Here is a 12,740-nt window from a genome sequence, read left to right as displayed (position 1 = left end):
AGAAATGCCGTGCACTCCCGCAATTTTCCTACCTGTCGCTGCTACTCCAATTCCCCCGATCGCCTTCTCACTACTGGTTAGAGTCATTATTAGAGTTATTACCCTATTGACTAAATAATGGTGAGACCAATGAGAAAAGATATGAAACCTTAAATGTTAAATAATATGCAACTCATTCAAGTCATGCAGGATGTATTCAATCGCCCTCCTGCTCCGTTTAACCCCGCAAATCAGACGCTCAAAGGCTGGGTTATGTTTTGTCTCAGAGATCGAGGCTTTATGGTGACTCCTGCTCAGAACGCAGATTTTTCGATCACGACGAAAGGCGAAAAGTTTTCCTTTAAAGTCAGCGAGAGCGCCGACAACCTCGACCCATCGGTAGGTTGGGTAGTAGTCGATCGCTCTGCTCAAACCGCGACGGTAATTGCGCCTCACCCCTAACTTGCTTTGATTCTCCGGGGCGATTCCGGCTGATGGGTCGATCGTCGTCCTCGAAATTCTCTAATCTCGGCTTTGCCTTGCATTAGCGTGTCGCGCATCTCTTGCCAAAACGGATTTTCAGACTGGTGCAGATCTAAGACAACCAACGCCACGCTAGCCAAAAGAACCGCCACGCCAACCATAAACAGCGCCATTGCCCCTGAAACTAGCCAGGATGCGCTGAACACCGTCCGCAAGGAGAGGGCAAATACACTGGCTGCAAAGACCATGAGGGCATAGTAAAGACCTAAGATACTGGTGCGTGACGCCTTGACGTGGTGTTGCAAATGGCGCAACCGCTTTTTGAGAAAAAGTAGGCGATGGTGCTGTAGCGCTTCGTTAGAACTGTGGCGCGAGTCGTCGAGCCGGTGCAAAATCTGAAAATATTCGATGCTGGTGGCTTGCAGGCGATTTTCTAACACGCTACGCCGCAGCAGCAACCCGCCCAAGACAAAAGCACATGCCAATACCATTAGCACAGAATTGAGAACTAGCTGAATAATTTGGGTTGTCTGTTCTACGCTCATGCCGCTCCTCTATGTTCGGTGACTTAGAGGATACCACAGTTTTAGTACATGAGTACTAAATTTTAGGGTTTCTGTCGATCCACAGTGCGATCGCGCTAATTAGCCCTTCTAGCGTATACTCCTCAGCTTCAATATCGATGCGACCGAGCAGCGCTTTAGAGGTTTTCGAGGTTTGCGGACCGATCGAAGCTATGCCAGGGGTTTCTAAATAATCCCGCCACCCTTCTCCCATCGCCTGATCAAGCAACTCGCAAAAATGTTTGACGGTTTTGGAACTGGCGAAGGTGATGACATCGACCGTCCGATTTTTGAGCGCCGCGATCGCATGAGGAGCCGCCTCCTGTGGGCAGGCAGACTGATAAGCCGCCACCTCCGTAATGTTGGCACCCTGCGCTTTAAATTCGTTAACTAGCGTCTCCCGTCCGCCCGTTTCAACTCTGGGGAACAGCAGTTTCTTGCCCTCAACCGACTCTGGAAAATTCACAATCATCGCCTCGGCAACAAAATCGGGCGGGACAAAGTCAGGCTGCATCCCACGCTGCTTGAGCTTGAGGGCAGTTTTCTCACCCACCACGGCAATCTTAATATTCGTCAGGGCTGCCACATCTTGAAGCTGGGAACCTAAGCGATCAAAGAAATATTCGACAGCGTTGGTAGACGTGAGAATCAGCCAGTCGAACTCGCTCAGTTGGGAGATGGCGTCGTCTAGCTCTTCCCAACTAGAGGGGGGGACAATCTCCAGCGTCGGCATTTCGATCACCGTCGCGCCCTGCTGTTCGAGCAAACGGCTAAAGTGCCCAGATTGACCTGCGGCACGAGTCACAAGAATCGTTTTACCAGAGAACGGGGTAGACACAGATAGTTCAGGATTTGTTTGAGGTTGGGGTGGGATGACGAATGCAGGCTCCGAGGCAACAGAAACGTCTTGCTTCGGGTCTGAATTCTCGATTTTATGGTTTGGGGTCAAAAAGGGGCGTAACCCAACCACTTCACCGATCACGATCACACAAGGCGAGAGCCGTTGGGGGGTGACGTGTGACAGAATTTCCGTTAAATTACTGATCCAAATTTCTTGATTGGGGTGGGCAGCCCAGCGAATAATCGCGATCGCGGTGTCTGGCGATTTTCCCTGCCGTTGCAGTTGCTCTACGATCAGCGGCAAATGTTTTCCACCCATTAGCACAACCAGAGTATCGAGTTGAGCTAATGCCTGCCAGTTTAACCGCTCTGGCTCGTGGGCGGTAATCACCGCAAAGCCCCGGCTCAGTACCGGATCGGTCAGGGGAATGCCAGCCAGCAACGGGGCTGCCAAGGCTGAAGAAAGACCAGGGATCACCTCGTACTCACAGGCGGCAGCTTTGAGTGCCTCAATCTCCGAGGTCGTCCGCCCGAAAATAAACGGGTCGCCACTTTTCAAGCGCACCACTTGCTGATGTTGCTGGCAATGTTTCACCAGCAGCCGATCGATTTCAGCTTGCTTCATGCTGGGCTGCCCGCCGCGTTTGCCCACATCCAACTTGAGACAGTATTCTGGCACAAGGTCAAGAAACTCAGCATCGACCAGCGCATCATACACTAGCACTTCTGCCTGTTGGAGAAGGCGGTATGCTCGCACGGTAAGGTTTCCCACGTCTCCTGGTCCAGAACCCACCAAATATACTTTGCCGGTTGAAGTCATGCTGCCGTCCGACAGACTACGGATTCCAGCCTATCGCAATAAACACGCGGCTGGAAAAATTAGGTATTCCAAGAAGAACAATTTCCACACAAATTGGTAAAACTGGGTGACTTCTCGCTTATCTTGGAGGTCGATGCGGCTGCGCCACCACAGCAAGCCCAAGCCTAGCCCATGAGTTAGAACCAAGAACGGCAGATTAACGCCAGATAAAAAGGGCGAGACTGCGATCACCCCCACATAGCATACGCTAATCACTTGGCGCGCCAGATTGAATACGGGGCGCTGTCCGAGCCTGAGGGTAAAGGTGCTGATGTGATATTGCCTGTCGCCATCGGCATCAGGAATATCTTTGAGAATGGCGATCGCAAAGGTAAAGACCAACACAAACGCGGTCAGCGCCCAAACCTTCACGGGGATCGGCAAGCCAGTATTGAAGTGTAAAAACAAGCCTAAATTAACGATCGCGCCTCGCACGCTAAAAATACACAGCGATGCCCAGAACGGAAATCGCTTTAACCGAATTGGAGGCAAGGAATAGGCTGTGCCGATCGCCAGACTCGCCGCAACCATGGCAAAGAGATAGGAACTTTGGAACGCGGCAAGAGCGATCGCAAAGATGCCAGTCGTTGCCACGATCGCCCGACCTTGCCCGATTGAAAATTCTCCAGACGCAAGCGGCAGGTGCGGTTTATTGATGCGATCGATGCCGATGTCTTCAAGCTGATTTAGCCCCACAATATAGACGTTGCCACACAGACAAGCCAGCAACGGCAGCAGCACGACACCTAACGGTAACACCTGACCTCCGCTCACGGCGATCAAATACATGCCCACCACACTCAGCGACGTTCCAATAATCGTGTGGGGGCGGGAGAACTTCCATAAGGCATAGAGCCAAGGTGCATATTTCTGGAGCGGATTGGCGGACGATGAAGAAATTCGGCTCATTGATATACTGCTCTTAAATACCGTAACCCTACTTAGGATCGCATTACTTGGGTGCGCGCGTTATTTATGACCCACGAGTAAGCCAAACTTAACCAGCCCACGCTGATAGCCGCGCTGCATCAGTCCTAGGGACAAGGCGGCTTGAATCGTTGTCCAACCAGAGCCGAGCAAACCTACGATCGCATCCCAACTAAACGCCGAGTCGATCACTTTATCCCAAAAGGGAGCCACTGCCGTTGACCAGTCGGCTGTCCGTAATTTCTGGAAGCCAGCGTTCTGGGCAATCTGCTCATACTCTGGCAACGAAATCACGTAAGGCAAGCAGTAGACGCGGTAAATATCCTCTAAATGGGTCTTCTCGTCTGATGTGAGGGGCGTTTGAGAGGTTGCCCGATGACACCAAGTTGCCATGATGAACGTCCCACCGGGCTTTAAAACCCGGTAGCACTCTTGTAAAAACTTTGCCTTGCCGGGCATGTGTTCTCCGCTCTCTAGCGACCAGACTAGATCAAACGAGTGATCGGCAAACGGCATGTTCAAGGCATCAGCCACCTGAAAGTGAGCCGCGATCCCCGCTGCCTTTGCCCGCTCGATCGCCCGATTTGCCTGCACCGGGCTAAGGGTGATCCCCGTTGCCGTTGCGCTAAATTTATGGGCTAAATACAGCGAGCTTCCACCGATGCCGCACCCCACATCTAGAATATCTGAGGCGTGAGATAGGGTTGCCCATGTCAAAAGCTCTTCAATCAGGTCGATCTGGGCTTGCCGTCGGTCTTTCTTTTGTTGTCCATCCGCGCCGTAGTAACCGTGGTGCATGTGTTCACCCCAGATCTGCTCCCACAGACCAGACGATGCATCATAGAACTCCTGAATTTGCTGAGAGAGCGTTGAGGTCATGGCGATTCCCGAAAAACAAACCCTTGAGACTCTACCGCACTTGCGATCGCAGCAGTCTCAGTCCTACTGCTGATTTTCTACAGGTAGAAACTTCTTGTCAAGTTGGCTGTGTTGGCGAATCAAAGCCCAAATTATTAGCAGAAAGTCTTGAACTTTAGATCAAAAAATATTGTAGTTTTAGCTACAAAAAGCCCTACATTTGTTGGCAAATCTTCTTTCTCTATCTGATGGTTAATATCCGAAGAAAGAGAGATAACTCAATTGTGAAGAAATATCACCCCCTCGGATACTGTGTAGTTTCACTGGGGATCTTTTTAATGAAACTAGGGCTAAGATAAAGCCGCAATTCTCTAAATCTTCTTCATGGGATTTGCACTATTCTCTTATTTTTTCCCTCAAGGTCACCTCTGAAATTTGCATAAGCCAAAACTTCTGTACATATAGATCTAGTAGAGATCGGCAACAAAGTTCCTGACTCGGGTTAGGACAACTCACAAACTGTCCCAATCGCCCCTTCCGACTTTATTAGAACTTAAACAAGACCCGCTAATTTTCCTTCCGAACTTTACGGAATCGCGGCTTTTAATGGGTATCTTGTAGTGAGAAAACCACTCTACAGATCGCAACTAATCACAAGTAAACGCGAATTGGAACTATCCAAACAATGCCATCTTCACTACACACAAAGGAAAGCCATCTGGCTGAATCTGAATTGATTTTTGGAGCTACTGCTATGCATTCTTATTCTCTACAAAAACCTGGTTTTGATCCCCTAAAACCAGTCCGCTCTTGGTTAGACTCGATCGAAATTCGCGATCGCAAGGTTGCCCGCACGCTCTGCAAGCTGATCCCCGCTCAATGCCCGTTTGAACGTGACATTAGTTTATTTGGACATGCGATCGCGCACATTCCTCCCATGTGCAAGCTCAACCCTCTCTACGACCAGTTTGTAGGGCTGCGTTTCCGCTCTCTTTGCTATCTGGTCGATGAATGCGGCGAGGCAATTTAGTCTAATTAGTCTGATTAAATCCCAGTCTGATTACCTTAGGACTCAGCAAGTTGAGTTAGACGAGATGCTAATTCCGTTGTGTTGAGATCCCGCCCAATAAAAACCAGCCGAGTTTGCCGAAGTTCGTCTGCTTGCCAAGGACGATCGTAGAATTGTTCAAATCGAGCGCCAACGCCCTGCACCACCAGCCGCATCGATTTGTTAGGAACAGACACAAAACCTTTGACTCGATAAATTTCTTGCTCTTCAACCAATTTTTCGAGTTGCGCTCTCAACGCTTCCGGATTAAAAGCCCGATCAACCACGATATGCGTCGATTCAATTGTGTCATCGTGATCATGTTCTTCCTCCGTATCGTGATGGCTCGGACGGCTCTCTAAAGCGTCTTCTACTGCCGCATTAAAGCCCAAAAGCAAATTGGGATCAAACTGAATGGTGTCACCTTGGCGTCCATTAGTTACGATTTTGACGGCTCTAGAAAGCTCCTGTTCGACCCGATTTCTCACCTTGGCTTGAGCCTGGGGATCAACCAAATCTGTTTTGTTGAGAATCACAAGATCGGCGCAGGCAAGCTGGTCTTCAAACAGTTCAGAGAGAGGGGTCTCGTGGTCGAGGTTGGGATCGGCTTGGCGCTGAGCCGCGATCGCGTCCAAATCGGTTGCCAACCTCCCCGACAACACCGCTTCACAATCTACAACCGTAATCACACCATCTACGGTTGCCGCATTGCGGATCTCGTGCCAGCGGAATGCCTTAATCAGAGGTTTTGGCAAAGCTAAACCAGAGGTTTCAACCAGAATGCAGTCCAAGCGATCGCGCCGCTTCAGCAACTCTAGCATCGTTGGCAGAAACTCTTCTTGAACCGTGCAGCAGAGACACCCGTTTGTCAGTTCAACGATGTTAGATTGGGGCGCATCTTCTGGACAAATTTCACAAGATCTTAGCAACTCTCCATCAATGCCCAGTTCGCCAAATTCATTCACCAAAACAGCGATGCGTCTGCCGCCATTGTTTTGCAACAAGTGACGAATGAGCGTTGTTTTTCCGCTTCCAAGAAAACCTGTAATTACCGTAACCGGAATCTTTGCAGCCATACTATTTTTTGAACTGAAGAAACAATTTCAATTTCGATCAGGGGATGAGGATCTTCGGGTTAATTATGCCTAGTTAAGCCGTGTAACTGCGAATCCTGGGGACGTGATGTTGTCACCAAGCCCTCAGGATTCAGACGGAAATATGAAATTGGATCTAGTCAGCCGTTGCGAGTTCGGTGCTGCCGCGCTTGTTTTTGCGAGTTAGAACATTGAACAATGCCACCCCGATCGCCTTGATCAAGTTACCTTCAAGTTCTTGGAACATCTTCATGTTTGAGCCAAACGCATCATTGGCTTCGTCCACAATGCGATCGCCCTTGGCATCATCGATCGGCAACTCATCTAAAGTAGCGCGATAGTGCTTTTTGAACTCCCGCTCATCTGGAATTTGGCTGAACTCGTAGAAGCTTGTGCCTTCTCCATCCGACAAGTTCATGCCGTTTTGGGCAATTTTCTTGAGAATCTGACCACCAGAGAGATCGCCCAAATACCGAGTGTAGAGGTGTGCAATCATCAATTCAGGATCGGTTTTGGCAACCTCATGAATGCGATCGACATAGGCTTGGGTTGCCGCAGAAGGAGCGACCTGATCTCGCCAGTTTGCCCCAAAATAATATGCCAAATCTTGCTCTAGGCTCTCTTTGCGCTCTAGCTCAGGGAAGTACATCTTGGACAACACAGGATGATTCCGATGCTTTTGCATTTCCTCTTCCATCGCGGAGTACACGAAATAGAGGTTTGAAACTAGCTTGCGGTAAGAGTTTTTCTCTACTGTGCCTTTCAAAAAACACGCGATAAACCCAGTATTCTCAGCCATTGAGTGAGATTTCTTGGTTCCTTCACGAAGTTTTGTTGCTAAATTATTGCTCATTCTAAACTTCCCAACACTAAATAGTGGTCTGCTGGCGTATCGATCGGTTTGACCTGAGAGGCGCAGCGAAAAACTGCACTATTCGTTACGTTAATCCGATTTGATCCGCCTTTTTATTACAAATTCTTACAACTAACAGCTTCAAGCGGATTGGAGGATGCTTCTGGCAAGCGATAGATCGATGTCTCGATGCATTCTGCCACCGCATTTCCGGGAGTGTGTCGTAGCGTTTTGGTTTCGGTCTGTTGCCCAATCTGATGAGACTCGAACGTGATGAGATGGGTCGTGTCTATTTTGTTGTTAGGCACGAACAAAATGAAACATGATTTACAAATTCCGGTGAGTAAACGGTTTTGCGGTTGTGCCAGTATAGGTCACGGCAATGTGACCATCTCCCACGATCGTGTACTTATAGGTCACGAGTCCTTCTAACCCGACAGGTCCGCGAGGCGGCATTTTTTGTGTGCTGATTCCAACTTCTGCACCAAAACCATAGCGGAAGCCGTCGGCAAAGCGAGTCGAACAGTTGTGATAAACGCCTGCGGCATCGACTTGAGCCAAGAATATCTGCGCTGATGTTGAGTCTTCTGTCATGATCGCTTCAGTGTGTCTCGATCCGTAAATATTAATATGTGCGATCGCATCTTCTAAGCTATCAACAATCTTGATCGCTAATATGAGGTCACTGTATTCCGTTGACCAATCTATTTCCGTAGCAGGAGCAATGTTAAGAATATCTCTTGTGCCATTGTCGCCTCGTAGTTCGACGTTCTTAGCTTGCAAGGCAGGGGCAGCTTCTAGCAAAAATTCTGATGCGATCGCTCGGTGTACCAACAGCGTTTCGATCGCATTGCAAGCCGCCGGATATTGAGTTTTAGAATCGATAGCAACCTTGACTGCTTTGGCAATATCAGCCGCGCGATCAACATACAAATGACAAATGCCATCTGCATGACCCAACACCGGAATGCGAGTATTGTCTTGCACAAACCGGACAAACGAATTCGATCCTCTAGGAATAATTAAATCTACATACTGATCGAGTTTTAATAACGCTAGTGTTTCCTCTCGTGTTGTCAAAAGCTGCACTACTGACGGATCAATTTCTGTTTCTGATAATCCTTGATGAATTGCTTTAACCAACGCTGCACACGATCGAACGGCTTCTTTTCCGCCCTTGAGAATCACACCATTTCCAGACTTAATCGCTAAGCTTGAAATCTGCATCACCGCATCAGGGCGCGCCTCGAAAATGACACCCAACACACCCAACGGACAGGTGATTCGCTTCATCACCAGTCCCGTATCTAATTCGCGATGGATCTGAACTGCACCAACCGGATCAGCCAGGTTGGCAACATCGCGCACCCCCGCGATCGCGCCCTCCAGTTTTGCTTCATCTAGCTTCAATCGAGCATATAATGCAGACGACGTTCCCTCAGCCTCGGCGGTGGCACAGTCGGCAGCGTTCGCCGCTAAAATTTCAGGGGCATTGGCAGTGAGAGACTCTGCGATCGCAACTAAAGCACGATTTCTTACCTCAGCAGGCTGAACTGCTAGATGAGGGGCAGCATTGCGGGTCTGTTGCGCCAAAGCAACCAGAGGAAGGTCTTCGGTATGAACCTGTGAAGCAGTCATGGGCAAAACGGAGTACGGGATAACTACCAGATTAGTACATTCAGAAAACAGCGATCGGACGTGGAAGATCTGCGATCGCGGCTCATGGTTGCGATAGACCAGTCAGCTTTGATTTGTTGCCATACCTCATGGCTCACTACACCATGAATGGGGCAAGATTGTTGAAAACCCCTACCCCTCTTTATCTGGGTCGTGATGTCCTGGTTCCTCAAAATCGACTCCCTCATATATATCGCGGAAATCAATTTCAAACTCAACGCTGCTCAATCGCAATCGAGATTGTTCGCCTTTGCATTCGCTCAGCAGCCAGTTTCCTTCCTCAGTCTTGGTGTGCTGCATTACCCAAAACTGCGCCTGATCGATCAAAATATATTCTTGCAGTTCAGGAATGGAGCGGTAAGCAGCAAACTTATCGCCTTGGTCATAATTTTGAGTGGATTTTGACAATACTTCGGCAATGAGCAGCGGATTGGTGACGGTTGTTGTGTTAGCGCCCATATACATCGGTCTGCCCTGAATTAGCATCACGTCTGGATAGGTGTACAGGTGATACCTGGGAATCCATAACCGCACGTCGCCAATGTAAACCTTATAGTTTTGCCTTCTGAGATGCAGTTTTAAGTAGGATGCCAAATTTAGCGCAATTTCATTATGGTTCGTTGTGCCGCCAGTCATCGGAATGATTTCCCCGTCGCGATATTCGCTTTTATAGTCGGCAGTTTCTTCCTGCTCTAGATACTCTTCTGGCGTATAGCGGCGGGTTTGGAGGTTCATTGCGATCGCTCCTTAATTCTTGTACATCAGCGTAGGTCAAAGAAAGATGTCAAAGCAAGTAGACATGCAGATCATAGCAGCGAAAAACATCTACAGCATTCCCCTGTCCATCAGGGCGTCTATGGTGTTACGTCACCTCCAACATGATCTACTATGAACGACTTGCCGTTTGCTTCAATTCTTCTCGCAAAACACGCTGATACACACGAGGCAACTCAGAACTCATCGAATTGTCTTCGATGCCGTAGCCCAAACTTGTCCATGTGCCTGACAGCATTTCAAGCACCGTATGGATCTTTCCGTCTTTCAATAGCTGACGCACATCATCTCCCCAGGCGACCCGATCGTTCAACCAACGATAGACAACTTCATCTTGATATTCTGGCTCAAAACTATAGCCTGACCAGACCATAAAACCATAGGGTGATGGATGATATCGTCTGGCTTTTGAAAGCCACGTCGTTGTAATAAACTGATAGCGCCCTGCGGCTGTTGTGCAATCTCCGATGTTAGGACCGGCAACAATCGTAATACAGCGATCGGGATGCTGCCTCAAATCACTGATTCGCTCGCCGCCATACACCACCGAATAGGGATTGCTCACGTTAGATTCACTAGCAGAGATGGTTCGCATCAAGGCGCGGATGTAAGGATCGCCGCCCTGCATAACCAGGGGCGCATCTGCCCCGCGTGCCGAACTGTTGAGCAAGGGTGAGGAAGAACGTTTGCCTTGAAACTGGGTGACTAGAAACAAGACGCCTAGAACGATAAGACCCCGAACGAGTAAATTCTCAGCAAACTTTGTGGGCGAATCAGGCTTTGACTCTGTTTTTGCCATTGGCTATGGTTAGACAATTCTTGGTTAAACAATTCGTGGTTAGACAATTCGTGGTTAAACAATTCGTGGTTAGATAATTCTAAAGATCAGCGCACTGTTTTGCATTTTAGCTTCAATTGACAGAACTGTGAGGAGCATGCCTTTTAGCATTTACATTGACAATAGAAAATTAGGGATGAACGTGTCTCGCTCTATCCCCAATTTCAGCAATATCTGAGGTCTAACCCCATCAAAGAGAACCTATCCTATCAACGGATCATTTGGCTTAACACTCATCTGGGCTAACAAAGGTGCAGCGCCTAAAAGGGTCTGGGTATAAGGATGCTGAGGATGACTGAACACCTCTTTTGCCATACCAAGTTCAAGAATTTTTCCGCCGTTCATGACAGCAATACGATCGCAGAAATATCGTGCAACCCACAGGTCATGGGTGATGAATAAATAGGTCAACTCAAATTCGTCTTTTAACGCTTGCATCAGGTCTAAAACCTGAGTCCGCACGGTGGCATCGAGCATGCTCACTGGCTCATCGCAAATCACCAGTTTTGGGCGAGTAATCAGTGCCCGCGCGATCGCAACTCTCTGCTGTTGCCCACCCGACAGTTCGCCCGCATAGCGCTGAGCAAATTCGGCAGGGTTTAAGCCTACTCGCTCTAAGATAAATTCTACGTCTTGCTTGGCTTTTTCCGGAGTTGCCAAACCATGAACCAACAGCGGATCGGCAACGATCTGCGCGATCGTCATTCTGGGATTGAGGCAAGCGTGCGGATCTTGAAAAATCATCTGAATCTGCCGCCGTTGCTGCTGAAGTTGCTGCCGCCCAAGGGTTGTTAATTCCTGTCCTTGAAAGGTGACACTGCCACTTGTGGGACGGAGTAGCTGAAGAATTGTTCGAGACAGGGTACTCTTGCCGCACCCCGATTCCCCAACCAACCCCAAGGTTTCCCCCGCGAAAAGCTCTAGATCAATGCCGTCAACCGCTCGGATGGTGAAGTCGCGTTTGTCAAAAATTTGCGAAAAGAAATTCCGCTCGATCGTGTAGTGCTGTTTAAGGTCGTGTAATTTCAAAATCGGGTTGGTTTTTGCGATGCTGATGTCTTGTTCTGCTTGCAGTAGCAACGCTGAATTTAAGAGTGTCTGGGTGTAGCCGTGTTGCGGAGTGCTAAACACCGAAGCCGTATTGCCTGTTTCTACGATTTTGCCGTTGTACATCACGGCGATGCGATCGCAGTATTGCCCAATCATCGCCAGATCGTGGGAAATCACAATCAGCGCCATGTTTCGTTCGCTGCATAGGCGCGTCAGTTCTTGCAAAATTTGGGCAGAAACGGTGACATCCAAGCTTGTGGTGGGTTCGTCTGCCACGATCAGTTTGGGATTGAGGAGAAGAGCTAGGGCGATCGCAACTCGTTGTCGCATGCCGCCGCTAAACTCGTGGGGAAACTGCGACCAGCGATTTTCGGGAATGTTGACCGCTTCTAGGGTTGCGATCGCGCGTTCTTTGGCCGAGCGAGTCGATAAGCCGGGTTCGTGAGCTTTGAGAGTCTCAATGCAGTGATCTCCGATCGTCATGAGGGGATCAAGGCGCGTCATCGGATCTTGAAAGATGATTGCCACCGCTTCACCTCGAAACCGCCTCAGGCTTGCCCCATCTAGATCAAACACCGATTGACCTTGAAACTTAACGCGACCCTCAACCTGGGCAGCATCAGGCAAAAGCCGCATCACTGCTCGTCCTAGGGTCGATTTACCACACCCCGATTCACCCACTAAGCCCAACCGCTCTCCAGGATTGAGCCAGAAGGATACGTCCTCCACAACTTGCGGCTGTCCGTTCCGGTATGCGACCCGTAAATTCTCGACACTCAATAGAGGCTCATTCATAGTTGGCAGCGATCGACTCGTGTTCAGCTACTTTATCAGTAGAGTTTAAGGGGTTTGGGGACGATTGATCTGAATCTTTGCCCAGACGGTCAACTGTCATGT

The 12,740-nt window shown here is 49.1% G+C and carries 13 protein-coding genes; 2 read left to right on the top strand and 11 right to left on the bottom strand.

Annotated elements, in window-relative coordinates; all coding sequences use genetic code 11:
* Positions 1 to 165 precede the first annotated feature (165 nt).
* Positions 166 to 441 (top strand): hypothetical protein, encoded by a 276-nt coding sequence (locus GS601_RS03340; protein WP_162421853.1) that lies wholly within the window; start codon positions 166 to 168, stop codon positions 439 to 441.
* Here the strand turns inward: GS601_RS03340 and GS601_RS03335 are convergent.
* Genes GS601_RS03335 through GS601_RS03320 form a run of 4 tightly spaced genes read right to left on the bottom strand, consistent with a single transcriptional unit; the run spans position 438 to position 4,530 of the window.
* Positions 438 to 1,007, bottom strand: a complete 570-nt coding sequence (locus tag GS601_RS03335) for a hypothetical protein (protein ID WP_162421852.1) — start codon at positions 1,005 to 1,007, stop codon at positions 438 to 440. The two genes, GS601_RS03340 and GS601_RS03335, sit on opposite strands and share 4 nt — an antisense overlap.
* 55 nt (positions 1,008 to 1,062) lie before the next feature.
* A complete protein-coding gene (gene cobA / locus GS601_RS03330; protein ID WP_162421851.1) occupies positions 1,063 to 2,685 on the bottom strand; it encodes a uroporphyrinogen-III C-methyltransferase in 1,623 nt (540 codons plus the stop codon).
* Between the two features lie 30 nt (positions 2,686 to 2,715).
* Positions 2,716 to 3,633 (bottom strand): homogentisate phytyltransferase, encoded by a 918-nt coding sequence (locus GS601_RS03325; RefSeq protein WP_162421850.1) that lies wholly within the window; start codon positions 3,631 to 3,633, stop codon positions 2,716 to 2,718.
* A 60-nt stretch (positions 3,634 to 3,693) separates the two neighbouring features.
* Positions 3,694 to 4,530: a methyltransferase domain-containing protein gene (locus GS601_RS03320; RefSeq protein WP_162421849.1), complete on the bottom strand. Its 837-nt coding sequence runs from the start codon at positions 4,528 to 4,530 to the stop codon at positions 3,694 to 3,696.
* A gap of 733 nt (positions 4,531 to 5,263) precedes the next feature.
* Between GS601_RS03320 and GS601_RS03315 the strand changes: the two genes are divergently transcribed.
* Positions 5,264 to 5,539, top strand: coding sequence for a Mo-dependent nitrogenase C-terminal domain-containing protein (locus GS601_RS03315; protein ID WP_238393024.1), 276 nt, complete (start codon positions 5,264 to 5,266; stop codon positions 5,537 to 5,539).
* 35 nt (positions 5,540 to 5,574) lie between these two features.
* Here GS601_RS03315 and cobW read toward each other — a convergent pair whose 3' ends face one another.
* The 7 genes from cobW to GS601_RS03280 all read right to left on the bottom strand — a co-directional run bounded on the left by cobW (position 5,575) and on the right by GS601_RS03280 (position 12,638).
* Positions 5,575 to 6,633: a cobalamin biosynthesis protein CobW gene (cobW, locus tag GS601_RS03310; RefSeq protein WP_162421847.1), complete on the bottom strand. Its 1,059-nt coding sequence runs from the start codon at positions 6,631 to 6,633 to the stop codon at positions 5,575 to 5,577.
* A 154-nt stretch (positions 6,634 to 6,787) separates the two neighbouring features.
* A complete protein-coding gene (locus GS601_RS03305; protein WP_162421846.1) occupies positions 6,788 to 7,504 on the bottom strand; it encodes a biliverdin-producing heme oxygenase in 717 nt (238 codons plus the stop codon).
* Between the two features lie 116 nt (positions 7,505 to 7,620).
* Entirely contained in the window at positions 7,621 to 7,812 is a 192-nt protein-coding gene (locus tag GS601_RS03300) for a hypothetical protein (RefSeq protein WP_162421845.1), read from the bottom strand.
* 19 nt (positions 7,813 to 7,831) lie between these two features.
* Positions 7,832 to 9,142 (bottom strand): glutamate-5-semialdehyde dehydrogenase, encoded by a 1,311-nt coding sequence (locus GS601_RS03295; protein WP_162421844.1) that lies wholly within the window; start codon positions 9,140 to 9,142, stop codon positions 7,832 to 7,834.
* A 171-nt stretch (positions 9,143 to 9,313) separates the two neighbouring features.
* Entirely contained in the window at positions 9,314 to 9,916 is a 603-nt protein-coding gene (locus tag GS601_RS03290; RefSeq protein WP_162421843.1) for a Uma2 family endonuclease, read from the bottom strand.
* Between the two features lie 151 nt (positions 9,917 to 10,067).
* Positions 10,068 to 10,754, bottom strand: a complete 687-nt coding sequence (locus GS601_RS03285) for a glycoside hydrolase family 24 protein (RefSeq protein WP_162421842.1) — start codon at positions 10,752 to 10,754, stop codon at positions 10,068 to 10,070.
* A gap of 240 nt (positions 10,755 to 10,994) precedes the next feature.
* On the bottom strand, positions 10,995 to 12,638 hold the full coding sequence (locus GS601_RS03280) for a dipeptide ABC transporter ATP-binding protein (RefSeq protein WP_162421841.1): 1,644 nt from the start codon (positions 12,636 to 12,638) through the stop codon (positions 10,995 to 10,997).
* Between the last annotated feature and the right edge of the window lie 102 nt (positions 12,639 to 12,740).

The sequence above is a fragment of the Myxacorys almedinensis A genome (assembly GCF_010091945.1).
Taxonomy (GTDB): domain Bacteria; phylum Cyanobacteriota; class Cyanobacteriia; order Leptolyngbyales; family Leptolyngbyaceae; genus Myxacorys; species Myxacorys almedinensis.
The sequence above is the reverse complement of the archived record's forward strand: the minus strand, read 5'-3'. Positions and strand labels throughout refer to the sequence as shown.

Bases quoted from the DNA above. Each gene is read 5' to 3' on its own strand.
- GS601_RS03280 (WP_162421841.1), bottom strand. From the start codon at position 12,638: ATGAATGAGCCTCTATTGAGTGTCGAGAATTTACGGGTCGCATACCGG.
- GS601_RS03305 (WP_162421846.1), bottom strand. From the start codon at position 7,504: ATGAGCAATAATTTAGCAACAAAACTTCGTGAAGGAACCAAGAAATCT.
- GS601_RS03285 (WP_162421842.1), bottom strand. From the start codon at position 10,754: ATGGCAAAAACAGAGTCAAAGCCTGATTCGCCCACAAAGTTTGCTGAG.
- cobW (WP_162421847.1), bottom strand. From the start codon at position 6,633: ATGGCTGCAAAGATTCCGGTTACGGTAATTACAGGTTTTCTTGGAAGC.
- GS601_RS03340 (WP_162421853.1), top strand. From the start codon at position 166: ATGCAACTCATTCAAGTCATGCAGGATGTATTCAATCGCCCTCCTGCT.
- GS601_RS03320 (WP_162421849.1), bottom strand. From the start codon at position 4,530: ATGACCTCAACGCTCTCTCAGCAAATTCAGGAGTTCTATGATGCATCG.
- cobA (WP_162421851.1), bottom strand. From the start codon at position 2,685: ATGACTTCAACCGGCAAAGTATATTTGGTGGGTTCTGGACCAGGAGAC.
- GS601_RS03315 (WP_238393024.1), top strand. From the start codon at position 5,264: ATGCATTCTTATTCTCTACAAAAACCTGGTTTTGATCCCCTAAAACCA.
- GS601_RS03325 (WP_162421850.1), bottom strand. From the start codon at position 3,633: ATGAGCCGAATTTCTTCATCGTCCGCCAATCCGCTCCAGAAATATGCA.
- GS601_RS03335 (WP_162421852.1), bottom strand. From the start codon at position 1,007: ATGAGCGTAGAACAGACAACCCAAATTATTCAGCTAGTTCTCAATTCT.
- GS601_RS03295 (WP_162421844.1), bottom strand. From the start codon at position 9,142: ATGACTGCTTCACAGGTTCATACCGAAGACCTTCCTCTGGTTGCTTTG.
- GS601_RS03290 (WP_162421843.1), bottom strand. From the start codon at position 9,916: ATGAACCTCCAAACCCGCCGCTATACGCCAGAAGAGTATCTAGAGCAG.